Origin of the sequence: Pseudomonas sp. lyk4-R2A-10, from assembly GCF_030209075.1 — a bacterium.
GTDB lineage: Bacteria > Pseudomonadota > Gammaproteobacteria > Pseudomonadales > Pseudomonadaceae > Aquipseudomonas > Aquipseudomonas glycinae.
The window spans coordinates 231,337-251,882 of sequence record NZ_JARVSR010000006.1 but is presented as its reverse complement, the minus strand read 5'-3'; the positions used below and the strand labels follow the sequence as shown (position 1 = coordinate 251,882).

The 20,546-nt window shown below is 53.9% G+C and carries 21 protein-coding genes and 1 tRNA gene; 17 read left to right on the top strand and 5 right to left on the bottom strand.

Annotation, left to right across the window (positions count from 1 at the left end):
- The first annotated feature begins 8 nt into the window (after positions 1–8).
- The 5 genes from QRN46_RS10520 to QRN46_RS10500 are packed head-to-tail and all read left to right on the top strand — an operon-like array spanning position 9 to position 5,970.
- Positions 9–128 (top strand): GpE family phage tail protein, encoded by a 120-nt coding sequence (locus QRN46_RS10520; RefSeq protein WP_041752072.1) that lies wholly within the window; start codon positions 9–11, stop codon positions 126–128.
- Positions 118–2,841 (top strand): phage tail tape measure protein, encoded by a 2,724-nt coding sequence (locus tag QRN46_RS10515; RefSeq protein ID WP_285354629.1) that lies wholly within the window; start codon positions 118–120, stop codon positions 2,839–2,841. The genes QRN46_RS10520 and QRN46_RS10515 overlap by 11 nt, the downstream gene beginning before the upstream one ends.
- 6 nt (positions 2,842–2,847) lie before the next feature.
- Positions 2,848–3,288: a phage tail protein gene (locus tag QRN46_RS10510; RefSeq protein ID WP_285354628.1), complete on the top strand. Its 441-nt coding sequence runs from the start codon at positions 2,848–2,850 to the stop codon at positions 3,286–3,288.
- Positions 3,285–4,544 carry a phage late control D family protein gene (locus tag QRN46_RS10505; RefSeq protein ID WP_285354627.1) on the top strand — a complete coding sequence of 420 codons (1,260 nt, stop codon included), beginning with the start codon at positions 3,285–3,287 and terminating at the stop codon, positions 4,542–4,544. Before QRN46_RS10510 ends, QRN46_RS10505 begins: the two co-directional genes overlap by 4 nt.
- 52 nt (positions 4,545–4,596) lie before the next feature.
- Positions 4,597–5,970 carry a hypothetical protein gene (locus QRN46_RS10500; protein WP_285354626.1) on the top strand — a complete coding sequence of 458 codons (1,374 nt, stop codon included), beginning with the start codon at positions 4,597–4,599 and terminating at the stop codon, positions 5,968–5,970.
- 405 nt (positions 5,971–6,375) lie between these two features.
- Here the strand turns inward: QRN46_RS10500 and QRN46_RS10495 are convergent, their stop codons facing one another.
- From QRN46_RS10495 to QRN46_RS10485, 3 genes are all read right to left on the bottom strand, one after another.
- Positions 6,376–7,761, bottom strand: a complete 1,386-nt coding sequence (locus QRN46_RS10495) for a KAP family P-loop NTPase fold protein (protein ID WP_285354625.1) — start codon at positions 7,759–7,761, stop codon at positions 6,376–6,378.
- Positions 7,762–8,173: 412 nt separating this feature from the next.
- Positions 8,174–8,686, bottom strand: a complete 513-nt coding sequence (locus QRN46_RS10490; RefSeq protein ID WP_285354624.1) for a hypothetical protein — start codon at positions 8,684–8,686, stop codon at positions 8,174–8,176.
- A gap of 104 nt (positions 8,687–8,790) precedes the next feature.
- Complete coding sequence (locus tag QRN46_RS10485) at positions 8,791–9,120, bottom strand: helix-turn-helix domain-containing protein (protein ID WP_285354623.1); 330 nt, start codon at positions 9,118–9,120, stop codon at positions 8,791–8,793.
- A gap of 85 nt (positions 9,121–9,205) precedes the next feature.
- On the opposite strand from QRN46_RS10485, the gene QRN46_RS10480 reads away from it, so the two are divergent.
- The 11 genes from QRN46_RS10480 to QRN46_RS10430 all read left to right on the top strand — a co-directional run bounded on the left by QRN46_RS10480 (position 9,206) and on the right by QRN46_RS10430 (position 18,753).
- Positions 9,206–9,418 carry a DNA-binding protein gene (locus QRN46_RS10480; RefSeq protein WP_285354622.1) on the top strand — a complete coding sequence of 71 codons (213 nt, stop codon included), beginning with the start codon at positions 9,206–9,208 and terminating at the stop codon, positions 9,416–9,418.
- A gap of 29 nt (positions 9,419–9,447) precedes the next feature.
- Entirely contained in the window at positions 9,448–9,921 is a 474-nt protein-coding gene (locus QRN46_RS10475) for a YmfL family putative regulatory protein (RefSeq protein ID WP_285354621.1), read from the top strand.
- Entirely contained in the window at positions 9,918–10,208 is a 291-nt protein-coding gene (locus QRN46_RS10470; RefSeq protein WP_038979812.1) for an Ogr/Delta-like zinc finger protein, read from the top strand. Before QRN46_RS10475 ends, QRN46_RS10470 begins: the two co-directional genes overlap by 4 nt.
- Positions 10,205–10,576, top strand: coding sequence for a hypothetical protein (locus QRN46_RS10465; protein ID WP_134786921.1), 372 nt, complete (start codon positions 10,205–10,207; stop codon positions 10,574–10,576). Before QRN46_RS10470 ends, QRN46_RS10465 begins: the two co-directional genes overlap by 4 nt.
- Before the next feature lie 75 nt (positions 10,577–10,651).
- Complete coding sequence (locus QRN46_RS10460) at positions 10,652–10,885, top strand: hypothetical protein (RefSeq protein WP_285354620.1); 234 nt, start codon at positions 10,652–10,654, stop codon at positions 10,883–10,885.
- Positions 10,886–10,891: 6 nt separating this feature from the next.
- A complete protein-coding gene (locus QRN46_RS10455) occupies positions 10,892–13,615 on the top strand; it encodes a bifunctional DNA primase/helicase (protein ID WP_285354619.1) in 2,724 nt (907 codons plus the stop codon).
- Between the two features lie 47 nt (positions 13,616–13,662).
- Positions 13,663–13,959 carry a hypothetical protein gene (locus tag QRN46_RS10450; RefSeq protein WP_285354618.1) on the top strand — a complete coding sequence of 99 codons (297 nt, stop codon included), beginning with the start codon at positions 13,663–13,665 and terminating at the stop codon, positions 13,957–13,959.
- 80 nt (positions 13,960–14,039) lie between these two features.
- Positions 14,040–14,303 carry a hypothetical protein gene (locus QRN46_RS10445; protein ID WP_285354617.1) on the top strand — a complete coding sequence of 88 codons (264 nt, stop codon included), beginning with the start codon at positions 14,040–14,042 and terminating at the stop codon, positions 14,301–14,303.
- Positions 14,303–14,524, top strand: a complete 222-nt coding sequence (locus QRN46_RS10440; RefSeq protein WP_285354616.1) for a hypothetical protein — start codon at positions 14,303–14,305, stop codon at positions 14,522–14,524. Before QRN46_RS10445 ends, QRN46_RS10440 begins: the two co-directional genes overlap by 1 nt.
- Before the next feature lie 643 nt (positions 14,525–15,167).
- Positions 15,168–16,334 carry an Arm DNA-binding domain-containing protein gene (locus tag QRN46_RS10435; protein ID WP_285354615.1) on the top strand — a complete coding sequence of 389 codons (1,167 nt, stop codon included), beginning with the start codon at positions 15,168–15,170 and terminating at the stop codon, positions 16,332–16,334.
- Between the two features lie 145 nt (positions 16,335–16,479).
- Complete coding sequence (locus QRN46_RS10430) at positions 16,480–18,753, top strand: KAP family P-loop NTPase fold protein (RefSeq protein ID WP_285354614.1); 2,274 nt, start codon at positions 16,480–16,482, stop codon at positions 18,751–18,753.
- 209 nt (positions 18,754–18,962) lie between these two features.
- On the opposite strand, the gene QRN46_RS10425 is transcribed toward QRN46_RS10430, so the two are convergent.
- Both QRN46_RS10425 and QRN46_RS10420 read right to left on the bottom strand, forming a co-directional pair.
- Entirely contained in the window at positions 18,963–19,166 is a 204-nt protein-coding gene (locus QRN46_RS10425; RefSeq protein ID WP_285354613.1) for a hypothetical protein, read from the bottom strand.
- Positions 19,167–19,353: 187 nt separating this feature from the next.
- Positions 19,354–19,443 (bottom strand) — tRNA-Ser (locus QRN46_RS10420).
- Between the two features lie 307 nt (positions 19,444–19,750).
- On the opposite strand from QRN46_RS10420, the gene QRN46_RS10415 reads away from it, so the two are divergent.
- Positions 19,751–20,440, top strand: a complete 690-nt coding sequence (locus QRN46_RS10415) for a crotonase/enoyl-CoA hydratase family protein (protein WP_011333225.1) — start codon at positions 19,751–19,753, stop codon at positions 20,438–20,440.
- Positions 20,441–20,546 lie beyond the last annotated feature (106 nt).

Sequence of the window (20,546 nt, the reverse complement as noted above, 5' to 3'; positions counted from 1 at the left end):
AAGACGCCATGGCCGATCTGGCCGTGGTCTTTCACTGGGCGCCGGCTGACATGGACCAGTTGGGCCTGCAAGAACTGATGGACTGGCGCGAGCGCGCCAGGGTGCGGAGTTCCACCGATGGCGAATGATCTAAAACTTCAGGTGCTGCTCAACGCCATCGACCGCGCGAGCGGTCCCCTGAAGGCCATCGACAAAGGCAGCATCGGCGCTGCCCGCGCACTCAAGGATGCGCGCGACCGGCTCAAGGAACTCAACTCGCAGCAAAAAGACGTCAGCGCCTGGCGTACCCAGCGCGCTGCCGCCGAGCAGACCGAAACCGCCCTCACCTCAGCCCGCGACAAAGTCCGGGCACTCAGCCAACAGTTTGCTGCCACCGGTGTTCCGACCAAAGCCATGGCCAAGGATTTCCGCACTGCCGTGCGCGAAGCCCAGCGGCTCAAGGAACAACACCAGCAGCAGTCGGAACAGTTGCAGGCCCTGCGTTCGAAGCTGTACGGCGCCGGGATCAGCACCAAAGACCTCGGCACGCATGAGCGCCAGCTGCGTGAGCAGATCAGCGCCACGAACGCGAGCATCAGCGAACAGGGACAGCGCCTGGTTGCTCTGAATGCTCAGCAGAAGCGCATGGCTGTCGAGCGTAATCGGCTGGCAAAGACCCAAAGCCTCGCCAGCGACATGGCCGTCAATGGGGCCGCCGGTCTCGGTGCAGGCTACGCAATCAGTCGTCCACTGAAACAAACCGTTGACGCGTTCGCGCCGAACGAGGATTCGGCGACGCAACTGAAAGTGTCGATGATGGACAACACCGGCAAGGTCGCCGAGGACTTCCAGAAGATCACCGACCTGGCCACCAAACTGGGCGACCGTCTTCCCGGTACCACCGCTGACTTTCAAGAAATGATGACCATGCTGCGGCGCCAAGGCCTCAGCGCGCAAAGCATCCTCGGTGGCACTGGCGAAGCAGCGGCGTACCTAGGCGTGCAGTTGAAAATGCCAGTGGCGGAAGCCGCCGAGTTCGCGGCCAAGATGCAGGACGCAACCCGAACGTCTGAGAAGGACATGATGGCGCTAATGGACACCATCCAGCGCGGTTTCTACTCGGGCGTTGACTCGACCAACATGCTCCAGGGCTTCAGCAAGATCGCCCCGGTGATGGATACCATCAAGAAGTCGGGGATCGAAGCCGCCAACGAGCTGGCACCACTACTGATCATGATGGATCAGGCCGGCATGGAAGGCGGCGCGGCTGGCAACGCATTTCGGAAAATCTTCCAGGCGGGCCTGAACAAGGACAAGGTCGATGACGTCAACAAGATCCGCCAACTGAAGGGCCAGAAAGTCCAGTTCAGCTTCACCAACAAGGAGGGCAACTTTGCGGGACTGGAGAACCTGTTCGCTCAGGTAGAAAAGCTCAAAGCGCTCAACGACGAAGACCGTACTGAGACCATCAAGGACTTGTTCGGTGACGACTCGGAAACCATGACCACCCTCAACACAATGATGAACAAGGGGTTGGCGGGTTACAAAGAGGTACAGCAGAAGCTCCAGAACCAGGCCGACCTGCGCACCCGCGTCAATGAACAGCTCAGCACGCTGACCAACGTCATGGAAGCCGCCGAGGGCAGCTTCACCAACGCCATGGCCGAGTTCGGCGCCGCTGTCGCGCCTGACCTGAAAGAGCTGATCAACACCTTGGGCGAGGTCGCGAACAACGTGGGTGCCTGGGCACGGGAGAACCCGAAACTTGCCGGCGGGCTGGTAAAAGTCGTGGCCCTGGTGGCCGGTCTTTCGTTCGTATTCGGTGGTCTGGCGATCGGCATGGCCAGCTTGCTCGGCCCGTTCGCCGTGGTTCGCTACGGCATGGCGATGTTCGGCATGCAGGGTGGTGGCACGCTGCGAATCATGCAGAAGCTATTCCCCACCATCACCGGCCTGGCACGCAATGCGTTCCCGTTGCTGGGCCAGGGCGTTCGGTTGCTCGCTAGCACGCTCAGCGGCGCACTGGTGACCGCCCTGCGCACCGTCAGCATCGCCATGTGGGGGCTAGCCACCAACCCGGTGGCTCTGGCCATCGGCGCAGTGGTCGCCGTCCTCGCCGGCGCAGCCTATTTGATCTACACCAACTGGGACGCGGTGAAACTCTATTTCGCCAATGCCTGGACCGAGATCAAAGCCGGATTCAGCGGAGGCATCGGCGGCATCCTCACCACGCTGGCCAACTTCAGCCCCATTGGTCTGATCTACCAAGCCTTCGCTGGCGTGATGAGTTACCTCGGCGTGGATCTGCCGAGCCGCTTTACCGAGTTCGGCAACATGCTCGTCAATGGCCTGGTCAACGGACTGCTCGCAGGCTTGGGCCAAATCACCAACGCCGTCAGCTCGATTGCTGATTCGGCCATCAACATGTTCAAGGAAAAGCTTGGCATCCATAGCCCGTCACGCGTGTTCACGGCACTCGGCGGCTTCACCATGGCCGGTCTGACCCAAGGTCTTGAGGGTGGCCAAAACGGCCCATTGGGCGCCATCACCGACATGGGCAAGCAAGTCGTATCTGCCGGGCAGCGTGCGCTCGGTGCCGTGGCCGGGCCGCTGGGCGCCATCGGGTTACCGCAGTTGCAGACCGGCGCCGCCGCATCCTCTTCAGTGTCGATCGACAATCGCGCGCCCATCAGTCCGGCACCGGCCACAGCCTACGACAGCCACGACACCTACGAAATCAACATCCACACCACGCCTGGCATGGATGAACGCGCCATCGCCCGTGCCGTACGCGCCGAACTGGCCCGCGTTTCCAGCGAAAAGAACGCCCGCCAACGCAGCCGACTGTCCGACCTGGAGTAACCCGCCATGATGCTCGCCCTGGGCATGTTCGTCTTCAGCCTTTCTACAGCTGCCTACCAGGAGCTGCAACGCCAGACCGAATGGCGCCACGCGAGCAGTAACCGTGTCGGCGCCGCACCGGCTCGGCAGTTTGTCGGTCGCGGTGAGGATTCGATTACCCTGCCCGGCGTCATCCTGCCGGAGCTGGCCGGCAGCGCTCTCAGCCTCGACGCCCTACGCCTGATGGCCAACACCGGCAAGGCCTGGCCCATGGTCGAGGGCAGCGGCCGGATCTACGGCCTGTGGATCATCGAAAGCCTGAGCGAAACCAAAACTCTGTTCTTCCGCGACGGCACGCCGCGCCGGATCGAATTCACCCTCAGCCTCAAGCGCATCGGTGATGATCGTATCGACCTGATCGGCGCCGGTACCAGTGCTGGCGTCAGCATCATGAGGAAGCTGCTGTGATTGATGCCGCCCTTTCCCGCGTCACCGGTTTTCTGGACAAGACCATCGAGCGCTACAAACGCGAGGCTTCCTACCCGGTGCCGGCGTTCCGCATCACCGTCGATGGCAACGACATCGCCCAACTGATCAGCCCCCGCCTGATGACCCTGGACCTGACTGACAACCGTGGCGTCGAGGCGGATCAACTCAGCATTACCCTCAGCGATCATGACGGGTTGCTAGCGATTCCGCCCAAGGGCGCCGTGGTTCGGTTGTGGCTTGGCTGGAGTGATACTGGGCTCGTCGACAAGGGCACCTACACCGTCGATGAAACCGAACACTCCGGCGCGCCCGATGTGCTGAGCATCCGCGCTCGTTCCGCCGATCTTCGCAAGGGCCTGAAGACAAAACGCGAACGCAGCTGGAGCAACACCACGCTCGGCGACGTGCTGGGTGACATCGCCCTGGGCAACGGCCTGACCGCCACCATCGCCGGCGCCCTCGACGGGCTGCCCATCCTGCAGCTCGACCAAGCCAACGAATCCGACGCCAACCTGATCAGCCGCGTCGGCGAAGAATTCGATGCCGTGGTGACCGTCAAGGCCGGCTGCCTGCTGTGCTTGCCCGCCGGCGGCGGCAAGACCGCCAGCGGCGCCGAGCTGCCCCACATCACCCTCACCCGCGCCGATGGCGATCAGCACCGCTACCTGCAAGCCGACCGCGACAGTTACGACGGTGTGCGGGCGTACTTCTACGACGTGAACAGCGCCAAGAAACAGGAAGCTATCGCCGGTGGCGGAGAAAACCTCAAGGACCTGCGCCACACCTACAGCGACCGTCAATCCGCCCTGCGCGCCGCTCGGGCCGAGTTCAACCGCCTGCAACGTGGTAGCGCGACGCTCAGCTACACCCTGGCCATGGGCCGACCGGATCTGATTCCGGAGTTGACCTATACGCTCGAAGGGGTAAAGCCGGAGATAGACGAGATCATCTGGTATGGGGGGAACGTGCAGCACACGCTCAGTGCGGACAATGGATACACCGTCAGCCTGGAGCTGGAGAGCAAGCTGCCCGAGGATACCGTTGAAGATTTGGCGGAAGAGAACAAGGGCGACTACACGGGGATCATCGCGTACTACCGCGACAAAAAAACCGGCAAGGAGAAGACGGTGACGGCTGGGGATCAGAGTAAGCCGCGACGGTTGCGGTGGTTATATGCCACCGAAAAAACAGCGAAACGTGCAGTCGAGCGAGAGTGGAAAAGGATGCAGGTATAGCGAATTGCCATCCATCTGTTATCTTCTATGAAACCAGTCGGAGATCATAAAAGTGACCCAGCACTCATCGGAAGAGTTAGAAAAAAACCTGTCTGACGTAGAGAGGCTTCTTCCCGAACTCGATGACATTCAGAATTTGTTTTGGAAAACCACCGCACAATGTCAAACGCTTCTATCAGAAGGCGGTGCCACCTCCAACCCGGTTAAGATAACCGGTTCAGCCCGGCGTTTTACAGCCAGCAACTTGTTTTACATTGATTCACTAGACTTCCACGGAGAAAACGTGGAAAAAATCGCTTCCAACCTTACCGTAATTGTCAAACCGGTCGGATCTGTAGCTTACACACTTAAACTTATTAAAACAGAACGTGGCTCTTTTGCTTATGCGCGTATTAATAAATTTTGCGAATGGTTCGAAATCTACACCACCTCGAACTTCGGCAAGCCGACACTTAATCGGATTTCAATTTGCGGTAGCGACGCCTCACAGCTTTCCCAGTATGCAAAAGACATCGACGAAATAAACAATGCAAAGAAAAGGATAACGAGCTTTAAAACAGCTGCAAAAGATGATTATGAAACCTCTCTCGCAGAAACTGAAAAACTCAGGCAAGAATTTATATCAACAAAAAACTCTATTGACTTTTATAACTTGCAAATTAGCGAACTCAAAAAAGAATCCGCTCAGCTCGCCAACACCATAACCAAAGAAAAAGATTTCCTAGCACAGTTAAAACTCGAAGAAAAATTCGCGCTAGATGAAAAAACCAAAGCCACAAACAACGTAGCCCAACTAACAGGCACCGCAGACTATCTTAACAAACAGATATCCAATTTAAATATCGAACTTAAAAAACTTACAAACGACAAAAATCTGATATCTGACGAATACGGCCCTTATGTGAAGGAAGGAAACTCCCAAGCAAAAATATACTCAGCACTTATCACCATCCCGTTATTGACCATACTATTCTCCATATACGAAGTATACATTGGAGCTAGCAACCTACTTACAACCGAATACAAATCTGCTACCGACATAATTGCGGCATTCATTCTAAGAATACCGTTTGCAGCCATATTCGGCTTAGCAATCATCTATAGTTGGAAGCTTGCCTACTTCATGATACAAAAAGTTTTCAAAATCCATAGCGACCGCTTAACCTTAGCAAAACTACTGGTTGTAGCTAGGGAAACAGTACACTCCTCCGCACGAAATTTAAAAATCACTGATCACGAAAAATTTCAAGAGCAAACAGCCCTTAAGATTGAAGTCCTAAAAAGCCACATGGCGCGAGACCTAAATGAAAACTTCACCTACAAGCCCATTCCGTCCCAAAAGACTACTGCTAAGGAGTCTGCAGCTGAGACGAGTGATGAAGCAGTAAACGATGGTTTTCTTGAGAGTGAAGCTAAAACACCCTAAGAAACCTACAATTTTTAAGAACCCGGCACATAGCCGGGTTATTTTTATTTGTTCCTGACTAGGACATTAACAAATCGAATTATGTCTCCCTGACTCACGTCATCGAGCATTCTAAATAAATGCACAATCATCCTTTCGCGGTCTTTAAGTTTAACCAATTCAATTGACTGGGGCAGACCGCTTTGCATTGTATTCTTCACCGACATGTATCACTCCATTTAACACATTCAGGTACCCGGCACCTGCAACGGCGCCGACCTAAGCACCTGGGGAGTGAGCGATTCTCAGGATGTTAAGGTGGTTATAGGTTTCGTACCGAACCGGAAAACGGGCTGTGGATAGGGAAGTTACTAGGCTAGAATGACCATAATAAAACTCCCCAGAACCAAAAAACCTTAATAGCATTTAGGAAATCTGGTGAGCAAGTTCGACAATTTTTCTATAAGATAGAAAAATATCTTTATTATCATTTACACCATATATAACTGACTGTCGCCACCCTTCAGAATTATTAACCATTCCGTTAAACTCATCCTGAGTCGCGTGCAATATTCGAGCATAAAACTTTGCGATATCTGCAATTGTTTCATGACCACGAGGAAAAGCAAAATTTACCGGAACCGCCCCCCCACCGTCGAAATTATCGATCGCACTAGAAGCTTTTTCAGGAATTGCCAATGCCTGGTACAAACTTTCATCAGCCGACTTTGAAAAAATTAAATATGCTGCCCAGAAATAATGAAACTCATGTTCAGGAAGCGCGCTCGCCATGCTTTTTATCTGTTGTGCGTAACGAATCATCTCCCTCAGCTCAACCTTAAAATAACGCGCCATCCCCACAAGAATTAAGGCATATTGCGGAAACTCACTATCCTTAACAACAATAGTGTTATTCTTCGGTTCTACTCTTGAGGATTTACCGTTCACTCCTGCAACCCCAGATGACCTTATTTGCAATCGCACATATGGATAATCGAAATTTTGCTGTTTTGCGATGCCAAAAATGTTCGTATTATCCAATCTAAATTCCGCATCAAAAAAGCGACCAAGGTATCTTTCAGAAGAGAACTTTTCTCCGTAAACAGCTCGTACTGAATGAGCTAGCTGAGTAGAATCAGAAGCAACGATAAACCGACAATCTTCCAACTCAAAAAAATGCTTCACTCTTTCCAACAGCTCAATCGCATAAGTTGGCCGACACCGATCCAACTCATCAATAAATATAAACGCGGGCTTTTTTAGATTAAAGTTTGTGGCTGCATTGGAAAGCTTCTCCAAAATAGCACACTTGAACTCTTCAACATGAGTTTCAGTTTTGGACTGCTCTTTAATAAGGTCTTCAACAACACCCTTTGCTATTTCACCGGCTTGTTCATCACTATCCTTTCCTAGAATCTCATCAATTTCAACTCCAGAAAACTTCTTCACCAACCCTTTAGCAATTAAAGGCGCTGCCTTCCTCATCAAAGTTGTCGTGGTTTTAATGACATTCTTCCCAGCGCTTGTTGACCCCAATGAAAGGCCATCCATCGTCTGCTGCTCGATGCATGTAATCAACGCGACTAAAGGCTCCGCAGAATAATCGCTCTCCCAAGCATTAAAAAAAATACATACATGTTCCTTGCCAAGCTCAGCTCTCCACCTATTTAAAAAAAATGATTTACCTGCGCCCCAGGGAGAGTTTACGTTTAAGACTTTAATATGCGGGTTCGCTAGCAAGTACGACGTTAGAAACCTAGCACTTGGCGCACGCTCCATAAAATCATCGCCCCAAACGTTTGTTTCGCTCACTTCCTTCCCCTCTTAAACTGATATGTAATCCATTATGTGTGAGCCCCAGCTAAAAGCTGGGGCCGTTTATACGGTGCCTTACTTCGATGACTGCACAAGCGCCTCCATGACCCTCAAAACATCCTGACGCTGCTGATCATCCAGCCTCGCCAGCAGGTGTAAAAAGAGGTGCTCCAAAGGGGTAAGGTTTTCCATCCTGCGTACTCCATTTCCTTGTGAAGGGCGCGGTGGCTTCACACCACCTTCATCGCCCGGGAGTCACCCATCCTCAGCACATTTTTCTGTGCCACCAGCCTCTTTATGAAAAATCTTGAGACCGGTTTGAATGAGATCGCCGCACAGACGACCACCCCTGCTGAATCACACCACTTCGGAAATGTAAGTACTGTTTACCTCTTCAAGGACCGTTCTTTCAGAGCTGTCCGGGCTCGGCACGAACGGCCAGCACCTGGTTACCCGTAGGGTTGAAGTCGCATTCGTAGATGTGCTTTTGATAAGCGCCGAAGCCATTCTGAAATTCGATCTTGTCGCCGATGAACGTCAGTGTCCCCTGCTCCTTGTTCAGCCAGCGGAAGTGACTCATTTTTGGCTCAAAGGTGCCATCGGTCCAACGCGCGGAGTACTTCCCAAGGCGCACGATGGGATCCTTGCAATAGACGCCGGCGGCGACGGTGTATTTGTCGCCCATGCACTGAAGGTCCTTACGGCACGCGGCCTCATCGACCTTTGCAGTTTTCTCTTCGGTTTTGTCTTTGCTGCCACCCGAGCACATCGAAAAGCCCACCGCGACGATGATGCCGAGAATGACCAGGCCACCAAGGGTCTGCGCTGTAGTGACGCCAGGGTTCGCTACGCCGCAGTTTGGGCAGGTTTTCGCAGAGGTATCTACTTGATGCTTGCAAGACTTGCAGGGCTTCAACGCCATTCGTACCGCTCCTTTCAATATCCATGAAAAAACCGGCCTTCGTGGCCGGCGTGTTGCATCCACTCACCTGAACAGTGATTGATCAGGCCAGTCGTTGTCCTTTCTCACATCACACTTGCAGCCTTAGCAAAGGCCGATGCCATGCGTAACAGCACGTCGCGATCCTGCTCGCCAATGTGCTGGTACACCTCAAGAAATTCTGCTGCCGTGGCACTGATGCTGCCAGCAGGCGTCGGTTTGCGTTCTCCGGTCACAACGTACAGAACATCAACTCCCAACTCTGCAGCTGCGGCCAAGTACTTGGCGTCGGGGCTACCTGAGCCTTTCTCATAATTTATTTGGGTGGTTTTACCGACACCGCCAGCAGCACCTAAATCAGTCTGGCTGAGGCCTAGACGCGACCTTTCTTCCTTCAGCCGTTCACCGATGGTCATATTTTTTGAACCTCAAGCGTTGACAGGTTCAATTTACTGAACCAATATCATCAAACCATTACGCGAAATCACACGAATTTGAACTATGCACGCCACCTACGCACCCGAGCAAGCTTGCCAGGCCGCTAGAACGCGCTTGGAGCTTCAGGGCATTTCCGTCAAGGACTTTGCCCTACAGAACAATCTCCACCCTTCAACGGTGTACGCCGTATTGAACGGGCAAAAGAAGTGCTTGCGGGGTGAAGCACACCGCGCCGCGGTGCTTCTCGGCATCAAAGACCGCGTCAGTCAAAACTAGGCCCGTTGGCTCAGGGAGGAAACCAGAAGATGAAACGCCCAGTTCTAGCCAGCAGGAAAGACGTGGTCAGCGCGGTAATTGCCGCCTACGAGGGTGGCCGGACATATGCCGCTGCCGACCTTGGAATGCCACTCAAGAAGTTCGACAACCAGGCCTACGAAAATGCCGGCAGCCGCCCGCTGAGTGACGATCACATTCATCGTCTTGAGCAGGTTGCAGGCACCACCTTTCTGCCCGACTACATCGCGGCGAAATACGGTGGTTTGTTCGTGCCCCTGACTGTGTCGGCCGATTTGGACAACGTCGAGTTGTACAACCGGTCAGTCAAGGCCGCTGCCAAGCGCGGCATGGTGGACCAGATCATTGCCAAGGCATTGGACGACGGTGTCATTGAGTCCTGCGAAGCCCAGGCCATCATCAACGCCCTGATGCACTACATGTCCGCCCGCTACGCCGAAGTGCTGGCAACCATTCAACTGCACGGTCGGGGGATCGCCGGGTGAGTACTTACAAACTTGTCTGCCCGCATTGCCTGGGCCGCATGCGAATCCGCACCAGCGAAGGCACACACATTTTCCTGCGAGTGGCCTACCTGCAATGCACCAACGAGGCCTGTGGCTGGTCGGTGCGGGCCGAGTTCGAGATGACTCACGAAATGAGCCCCAGCGGCATGGCCAACCCATCGGTGCGCTTGCCCATTGCCGACATCGCTCTGCGCCGTGCCGCGATGAAGACAGCCAACGATCAACCCGACCTGCTCGACCAAATGGAAATGGAGTGTGCGCAATGAATCACGAACAGTTGACCCACGACTACCGCAGCAGCATGCAGCGCGCCGCGTTCGCCTACCTGCAACGGCACGAAGCGCAGTATCTGGTGGACTCGGATCTGCTCTATGAAAACTGCGTTCGGCACCTGGCTACCTCGCTGGAGGTCCCGGTGTTCATGGCTGAACGACTGGTGCATAACGCCTGGACTGAATTGCAGGTGATCAAGCAGCGCAAGTGGATCGGTGTGGACTGGGGCAACAGCCCCGGCTGCACGGTCGTGCATTTGATCGATATCCGGGCTGATCTGCGCTACCCGGTACCGGCAAGGCTGCTGCCGCAGACCCTGCTGGCCCAGCGCGATTCCGCGCACAAGCATCACCCTCAGTAACTCCCTTTTAAACACCCTGCCCTGCCCCGCTTCCTGTGGGTTTGGGTGAGCTTTGCCTGAAATCCGAGGTGGATCATGGAAATCGACATCGCCATCACCGCAAAACTGCCCCGAGCGCAGGCCGAAGCCCTGCTCCAGGCACTGCGCACGCAGTACTCCATGCAGTTCAACGAGTACTGGTATGACGATCGTTTTCGCATGATCCCCGAGGGTTTGCGGCACGGCTCGCTGCTGACGGCCTTCCCGGTGATGGCCGCGCAAAAACGCCTGATTGGCGCCCTCAAACAAAGCCTCGGCGAAGTGAAGTAAGCACCGATGAAGATGGAAGACAAACTACGCGCCGAAGTACTGCGCCGCCTTGAGAGCGACTACGAGCTGAAGCACCGACCACTTACCGATTACATGCGTGGCGGCAAGTGCCCCGCTTGCAACAAGAAAGAGCTGTACACCAACCACAACAACCCGTGGCTGATCATTTGCGGTCGGGAGAGCAAGTGCGGCCAGACCTGGCACGTCAAAGAGATCTACGACGATCTGTTTGATGACTGGAGCGGTCGCGCACCTTCTACCGATCAGCATCCGACCGCCACTGCTCGGGCGTATCTGGAGTTCGCCCGAGGCTTCAAGCTTGAGCTGATTCAGGGCTGGTACACGCAGGACACTTTCTATTCTCCGGAGCTGGATGCTGGCAGTGCCACGGTTCGCTTCGCGCTGGACAAGGGCGGCTACTGGGAACGCCTGATTGATCGGCCGCACCGGTTCGGCAAGCAGAAAGCCCGGTTCAAGAAAGGCGACAGCTACAAGGGCGTTTGGTGGTGCCCGCCGTGCGTTGATTTGCTGGCCGTCGATGAACTCTGGATCGTCGAGGGCATCTTCGACGCCATCGCCCTGGTGCATCACGGGATCGCGGCGGTGTCGGCCATGTCGTCAGGCGCTTTCCCTGAAGAGTCCCTGAAAGAACTTGCGCGACTGCGTGGCGGTAAGCTGCCGAGGCTGGTGTGGGCCCTGGACAACGAGCCAGGTGCGCACAAGTACACGAAGCGCTGGGTGCGTCAGTCCCGTGGCCTGGGCTATCAGTGTGAGGCCGCGCAGATCCCCCAACCCGCCGATGGCCGCAAGGTCGATTGGAACGACCTGCATCAGCGCTGGGCGTTCATCGATGGGGATTCGGATCGTGCTGAGCAGCGGGAGAAAGACCTCGATACCGCCCGCTACCACGGCGCTCTGCTGATCGCCGAAAGCGCGTCGGAGAAAGGCGTGCTGATGTACGAATGGCGCGAGCGCCACGAGTTTCACTTCGGGTTCGAGAGCCGGCTCTACTGGTTCAAGATGGATCTGGAGAAATTCAACAAGGCCATGCAGGCACTGGAGTCATCCGAGCGCCACGAAGACCAGCTGCTGAACGACAAGCAACGCCGCGACAAGGCACTGCGCCAATGCGGCGGCGTGGTCGAAATCGCCAACTGCTACCCGCAGGCGCTGTACTTCCAGCGCAACGAAGTCACCGACGAATCCTGGTACTACTTTCGCGTTGATTTCCCGCACGACAGCGGCAGCGTGAAGAACACTTTCACCGGTGGCCAGGTCGCCGCCGCCAGCGAGTTCAAGAAACGTTTGCTGAGCATGGCCGCCGGCGCCGTGTTCACCGGCAGCGGGCAGCAGCTCGACAAGATCATGAAGGACCAGCTGTTCGGCCTGAAGACCGTCGAGACCATCGACTTCATCGGCTACAGCAAGCTGCACAGCTGCTACGTGTTCGGCGACCTTGCAGTCCGTGGCGGCATCGTCAGCGTTGTGAACAAGGAGGACTTTTTCGAGTTCGGCAAGCTGCGACTGAAGACGCTGCAGAAGTCGATCGCCATGCACATCCAGCGCGACGCCAAGGAGTACCGGACCGACTGGCTGCCGATGTTGTGGCTGTGCTTTGGTGCCAAGGGCATCGTCGCCCTGGCCTTTTGGTTTGGCTCGCTGTTCGCCGAGCAGATCCGCGCGCAGTACAAATCCTTTCCGTTCCTTGAAGTCACCGGTGAGGCCGGTGCCGGCAAGACCACACTGCTGACTTTCCTGTGGAAATTGCTCGGTCGCGAACATGAAGGTTTTGACCCGTCGAAATCGACCCGCGCCGGCCGTCAGCGCGCCATGGGCCAGGTCTCGAACATGCCGGTCGTGCTGATCGAGGGCGACCGCAACGAGCCGGACAAGGCGCACGCCAAAGGCTTCGACTGGGACGAGTTGAAAGACTTCTACGGCGGCGGCACGCTCGGCACCAAGGGCATGAAAACCAGCGGCAACGAGACTTACGAACCGCCGTTCAGGGGTGCGATTGCGATCAGCCAGAACGCTGATGTCAGCGCGTCTGAAGCGATCCTGACCCGGATTATCAAATCGCACTTTGCACGTCCGGAAGTCACCACCGAGAGCCGTGCAGCGGCTGACAACCTGAACCTGATCCCGGTCGAGCAACTGAGCCACTTCCTGCTGTTGGCCGTGCGTGCTGAAGCCCAGGTGATGGCGAAGTTTGCCGAGCGAGTACTCGTTCACGAACAGCATCTGCGCAAGCTCAAAGACATCCGCGTGGAGCGGATCATCAAGAACCATAGCCAGTTGATGGCCCTGGTCGATTGCCTGCGCCTGGTTTGCCCGCTCGAGGACAACCACGTCGCCACGACCCATCAGGCGCTGATGACTATGGCACTGGAACGGCAAGCCGCGATCAGCGCAGACCACCCACTGGTTGCCGAGTTCTGGGAGGTCTTCGAATACCTCGAAAGCCTGGGCGAAGGCCCGCAGGTTAATCACAGCACCGACCCGAAACTCATCGCGATCAACCTCAACGAGTTCGCAGAGAAGGCCAGCGAGCATCGGCAGAACTTGGCTGACCTCAAGACGTTGCGCGGGCTGCTGGTGAACAGCCGCAGCCGCAAATGGGTTGAAACCAACAAGGCGGTGTACAGCGCAGTTCGCGCTTCACAAGCCGTCGGCAACGCAATGTTCAACAAACCCACCACTGTGCGCTGCTGGATTTTTCAGAGCGCGTAACTGCAACCAGCGCTGCAACGCTGGGCACTTTCCAAAGGAGAAACACCATGCAAGTCCACCTCATCACCGGCGACGCCGGCACGGGTAAGACGACAAAGCTCAGGTCGATCGAGGCGCAGCAACTGGCCGAAGGCAGACCGGCCGGAATCATTCATGCGGATGCGTATTCGCACCACGGCCTGCTCGGAATCATGGAAGTCAGGTTGGAGCGTGGAGAGCGGACGCTGCTTGTCGATGACTGCTCGAGCAAACAGATCGAAGAGATTTTGCAGTGGCAGAAGGAGGTTGCTGGCAACGAGCAGCTTAAAGGCTTGGCGATTCACCTGGTTCGCCGCGCCGGCTGACCAATGAGTTCACACCACAAAAGAAGTGGTGCCGAGGGACTGCAATCCCTCGACACCGACCACCCCAAAGGAGAAGCACCATGCAAGCACAAAAACCAAGTAGTGGCGGCAAAGAGGCTACCACGAACGCCTTCAAAATCGGGGACGACGTGACTTTCGTTGCTGCACGCAGCACCGGGCACAGCGTCAGCCTCAGCGTTCGCGAAGGGAAGATTGCAGAGATCGACAGCGCAACGGCAGTCGTGAAGCTCCGCAATGGCCGTACCAGTGTGCAACCGCTGAACAGGCTGACTCACCAGGGCGAGCGCAACGCCCTCACCCGCGCATTGCTGGGGGACGCCTGATGCAAGCCTCAACCAGCTCAGTGGTACGCACACGTCCGCCCATCGCGAGCCATCGGCTTGACCTCCCCAGTTGCTGCGACATCTGCGGCAAAGCCCGATCCACCCGCAAGCACCAGGCCTGCAGTCGGATCCGGCAGCAGCGCAAGTCTGCCGAGTGGGCCGAGTTGATGGCCTTGCAAGCGGAAGCGAAGAAGAACAAGCCACGGCGCTACGCGCGCTGATTTGAATTAGCACGCGAACAACGGGGAGCTGCAACTCCCCATCGCCCGAAGGAGAAGCACCATGCAGCCAATGGTTCTGTTGTTTTTATACCTGTGCACCGACGCCTCCCACCTCGACTGCCAGGTAATTCCTGTCCAACAGTGGGCCAGCGGAGACGCCTACGAACAGTGCGCGAAGACTGCCCAGACTCTTAAACGCGCCCTCACCCCAGCGAATCGACCCCGGCATCGGTTTGTCTGCGAAACACAGATTGCCAGCGGGCAAGAGACAAAAAACCAAGATCAACCCCACCTCACGCTCCAGTCGTTTCGGCTATGAATGGGGGCACGATGAAGAGAAGAAAATCGTTTCCCTGGAACTTGGATCTGACTGGCATATGTGACCAATGCGGTAAATCCCGCGCCCATGGCATCCATCGAAAGTGCAGCAAGGCGCGTCAACTGACCGCCGCACTGCACCGGGCTGAGGAAGCCCGGTCCGGGATCCCTCCAACACCTAGAAAAAGCGCCGGATTGTTCTGGTTACTTCGTCAGGACTGATCGGCAACACTCAAATCCAAGGCAACATAGAAAGGCCCCGATGTCGGGCCTTTCTGCTTTTGGCTCGCTGATCAGTTGTTCAGTTCATCGTGTAGGGACGTGTATGGCACATGGCGTAGAGGCCCGTGGCAATTCGGTGCGGGTCTATTTCCGTTACAACGGCAAGCGGTACCGGGAACTTTTACCCGGCGGAAATACCGCGGCCAACCGGGAGCAAGCAGCGCACCTGGTCAACATCATCGAATACGAAATCAAGGCCGGCACTTTCAATTACAGCCGGCATTTTCCTGATTCGGCCACTCTGGTCGAGAACACCTTCGGTCATTACCTCGATCTGTGGCTGAAGATCAAAAGTAACAGCGTTGCGGCTACGTCCTATCGCGGTTACTCCAATAAAGCCGAGGTGCATGTGCGGCCGCGCTGGGGCAAGGTGCAGATCGACCAGATCGATCATCTGGATTTGCAAGAGTGGGTGCAGGACACGCTGTCGAAACGGCTGAAGAACAAGACCATTCGAGACATTATCAGCAATGTGCGGCAGGTTTTTCGGCTTTACCGGACTCGCAAGAAGGTTGCACATGATCCGACTGAGGGGTTGTTTGTGCGCTTGCCTGATCCTGAAGCACCGGACCCGTTCACCAGGGCGGAAATCAAGCAGATCCTTGAGACGCCAACGCATCGCGTGCAAGAGCTGCTGATGATTCAGTTCATGATTTGGGCAGGGCCACGGGTTTCGGAAACCATCGCGCTGGCTTGGGAGGATGTCGATTTGCAGCAAGGGACGGTGACGTTTCGTCGGTCCAAGGTGCGCGGGGCTTATCGGGTTACGAAAACACGGCGCTCGACTCGGAAGGTGCGACTGCTGGCGCCTGCATGGGATGCGCTACGCAAGATTGATGCAATGAATCCGGCCAAGAAGGCGCAGACGGTAGATATCGTCGAACGAGACAACAAGACCGTCAGGCAGCACAAGCTGCACTTTGTATTTCTGAACAGCAAAAGCGGACTCCCACATGTCAGCGACTTCGTTGTGCGGGATCGGTTTTTCAAGGCTCATTTGAACACGGCAGGTGTTCGTTACAGGGGACCTGGGCAGTGCCGGCATACCTATGCCAGCCAGTTGCTAACAACGGGGGTTGCTTCAATTGACTGGATCGCCGAGCAGATGGGGCATACCAATGGGAATATGATTCGGCAGCACTACGGGACGTGGATTAATGAGGATGGGCCGGATGTGGTTGGGATGCTACAGATCGCACTGATGCTTTAGAGTTACGGCCAGACACCAAAACAGAGGTATGGGTCAAAAGCGTTAGAATCGTGTATGACGGAATAGGACCTGGCCGGTTAAAAAACGATCGATCTCTTAAAAACGCATTATCTGTAATCATATATTTTTGTTCTGGAGGAAATAAATGGATCTGCACGACTCATATGGATTTGCAGCTGACAGACCGATTTCAAAAGCCGAAGATGACTTACTGGGGCGGGCAGAATTTTCGAATAGCCTAGCGAGCGCACTATCTAGTTGGCATGGCAGAGATAGTTTGGTAGTAGCACTGCACGGAGACTGGGGCGCGGGGAAAACATCCATAAAAAACATGGCTATCTCTAGATTAGAGAGCATCAAAAAGGACCCTCCTAGCGTCATAGAATTTTCTCCATGGGAATGGGCTGCACAGGAAAAAATCACGGCGTCCTTCTTCCAAGAAATATCTAGATCTATAGGAAGAAAAGATGATTCTTCTGAAGGAAAAAAACTGGCAAAAACCCTAAAAAAGTACGGAAAATATCTCAACACTGGTGAAACTGTAATTACAAGCTTTTCTGCCGCACTACCAACACTATTCGTTATTGCAACTTTAGCTGGATTAGGCGGTAGTTTTTCCGATTCAGCTTGGGTGAAAACAACAAGCGCATCCATTATTGCCGCCCTAGCAGTCTGTGCCGGAGTATTAAAGTGGGGAAAAAACATCCTTGAAAAAATAAGCGGGGACGTGGGCGCTGCAGCAAAAGAAAATGAGCAAAGTCTCAGCGACATTAGAAAAGAACTTTCAAAATTGCTTTCAGCCAGAAAATCCTCATTAATTGTAGTAATGGATGATCTGGATCGCCTAACCTCCGATCAGCTAAGAATGGTATTCCAACTCATCAAAGCAAACCTTGAGTTCCCTAACGTTGTTTTTCTACTACTTTTCCAGCGCGACTTGGTTGAGGAAAAACTGAGCAACGGAAAACATCTTGGACGAGAATACCTAGAGAAAATAATCCAAGTGCCTTTCGACATACCAAAAATAGAAAAAACACGCCTTCATAACGTCTTATTCAACAAGCTGGATGCCATTCTAAAAAGTGATAAATCAGCACTAGAAATGTTTGACTCCGGACGTTGGGGAAGCATTTTTAACACAGGGCTACATTTATATTTCGACAACCTGAGAAACATTTACCGCTACACATCGACTCTATCCTTTCACTTCTCACTATTAAAAGGCAGAACAACATTTGAAGTAAATCCTATTGATCTTTTCGTCATTGAGTGCTTAAGAGTATTTGAGCCTGATGTATACAGAGAGCTAGCGCGCTCTAAGGAGATTCTTACAAAGAATGGGATCGGAAAACATGAAAAAGAAGATTCGACTGCAAAATTAATTGCTAGCATATTGGAGAAATCACATTCCTCTACACGGAGTACTGTAGAGAAACTAATCAAATATCTGTTTCCTACAATTGAATGGGCTATTGGTGGGACAGGATATTCCGGCGAATATCTAAAAACCTGGCATCGCGAGATGAGAGTGTGCCACCACACAAACTTTGATAAATACTTCCAACTTTCAATACCTGACGGCGAACTATCAAACTCAGACTTACAGGAAATGCTATCTCTCACCTCATCCGCCGAAGATTTTGCTGCATTTATAATTACATTAAAGGAGAGAGGAATTCTAAAAAACTCATTAGCTCAGTTTGAGTCTTTTTCCGAGATAATTCCCACAAGTGACGGCTACGACTTCATAAAAGGGATTCTCGACATTGGTGACGTTGTAGATCATGAAGTAACTGGTTATACAATGTTCAGTTCAAACACTCATCTCGTCAGGTTGGTGGTTGCGTTTCTTCGGCGCGTCGAAGACATAGAAGATAGAGGAATGCTCCTTCTCCGTTGTTTCCAGAATACGACCGGCATCTCCATCGTAGAGCACATACTTCAGTCCGAAGAGAATCGTAGAGAAAAATCAGATGCAAATCTGGTCCTTCTCGACAACGAATTTAACAAACTCAAGGATGAGTTTGTTAACAAACTTGATGAAATGGCCAACAATCGCCCAAGCGAACTAATCAATCATGAACATCTTGTTTCATTCCTTTATAGATGGTCACGTTGGGGAGACAAAAACAAAGTTATAGAATGGTTAAAATCTGAAACAAAAAGCGAAGAGGGAGCCATTTTACTTCTAAAAGGATTCCTGACCAAAATATCTTCTTATACTATAGGCGACCACTCCAGCACAACCAATCAATATATAAAACTAGAAAGCATTGAAGAATTTATTGATATTAACCACCTTAAACAATGCATAACCAACATAAACTTAGAAAAATACGACCAGCAAAGCACTGCGGCCGTAATTGCATTTAGAGAGGCGATTGAAAGAAGAGAGACGGGGGTTGCTGACGAATGGTAGAAGAAAACAGAAAAATATAACGAAGCGAAATCGGGGGACCTTTTTCGGAAATCGAAATGTTTCTATCCCGGTATCACCCTCCTGGCCGCTTTCTAGTTGCCCCCTTCAGTGACTATGATTCGAAAGCGGCTTGTCCATAATTGCAAGGAAATGACCCACCTCCGGAATAGGTATACCAGCCTACTATTCGTAGTGCGCCAGGTTTGGTCCTAGCTCGGAAATGTCATTTTGATATTCGTAGCCATTTGAGGCTCTGGGGCTGATTTACCCAGCACGTAGCATGCCACTGCTTGGGTGTTTATATGGTTGTAACCAGGTACCACGGCCAACAGCTTCCAACCCTCTGCCAGCCGTTGGTTGGCACGCGACGCGCCAAGCTCTTCCACCACCTCTATCACTTCACTGGTTAGCATCGATCTTACTCCTTGAAAGGGTAAGGACATTGTAGGCACGTTCCGGCGGTGGCGAGTTCCATTTTCACTTACTCGGCATCACCCATGCCCTGTCCCATATCAGTCCCATATACCCACTTTCCAAACGCCAAAAACCACAAACCCCCGATTTCCTCTAGGAAAATCAGGGGTTTGTGTTTACTGAATGTGGCGGTGAAGGAGAGATTCGAACTCTCGATACAGTTTCCTGTATACACACTTTCCAGGCGTGCTCCTTAAGCCACTCGGACACTTCACCGTATCTCTTCAAACATGTTCTGTCTGTCGAGGCGCGCTAATGTAGTCGAAAGCTTTTCTGATGGCAAACTTTTTTTCAGAATTTTCATGCGGTTAAGAGATAAAGTCGTTTCCGCCACCGCAGAGCCATGGCAATCCGGCCAATCTCGGGTGAGCACGGCCCTTCTATATAGGTGTGGAGGCGTTTGCCATGGGGCACGTTGCGGCGGATAAGCCGCTCAAGGGTGACCGGTGGGTCAGTCACAGTGCTTTACCTGACCGGCGACGGTGGGTAACGTCTGCCCATCTTTCTTACAAGGAATTGCGCCATGAGCGACCTGATTGCCTACCACCTCGAAGACGGTATCGCGACCCTGACCCTGAGCAACGGCAAGGTCAACGCCATTTCCCCGGACGTGATCGCGGCCTTCAACGCGGCGCTGGATCAGGCGGTGGCGGATCGTGCCATTGTGATCATCACCGGTCAGCCAGGCATTCTCTCTGGCGGCTATGACCTGAAAGTGATGACTGCTGGCCCTAAAGAGGCCGTGTCGCTGGTGACCGCCGGCTCGACCCTGGCCCGTCGCCTGTTGTCGCACCCGTTCCCGGTAATCGTTGCTTGCCCGGGGCATGCCGTGGCCAAAGGCGCGTTCATTCTGTTGTCCGCCGACTATCGGATCGGTGTCGACGGCCCGTTCAGCATTGGTCTGAACGAAGTGCAGATCGGCATGACCATGCACCACGCCGGCATCGAGCTGGCCCGTGATCGCCTGCGTCGCTCGGCCTTCCACCGCTCGGTGATCAACGGCGAGATGTTCGATCCGCAAAGTGCAGTGGATGCCGGCTTCCTCGACAAAGTGGTCGCAGCCGAAGAACTGCAAGGCGCTGCCCTCGCCGCCGCGCGTCAGTTGAAGAAGATCAACATGACCGCGCACAAGAACACCAAGCTGAAAGTGCGCAAGGCGCTGCTGGAAACCCTGGACAACGCAATCATCCAGGATCAGGAACACTTGGGCTGACACCCGGCTCATACCGATTCAGAAAAGCCCGACCGTCGTGTCGGGCTTTTTCTTGCACGCCCCGTTGAAAACTCCGCAGCAGCTCTAGGACGCCTCTGACCAACAA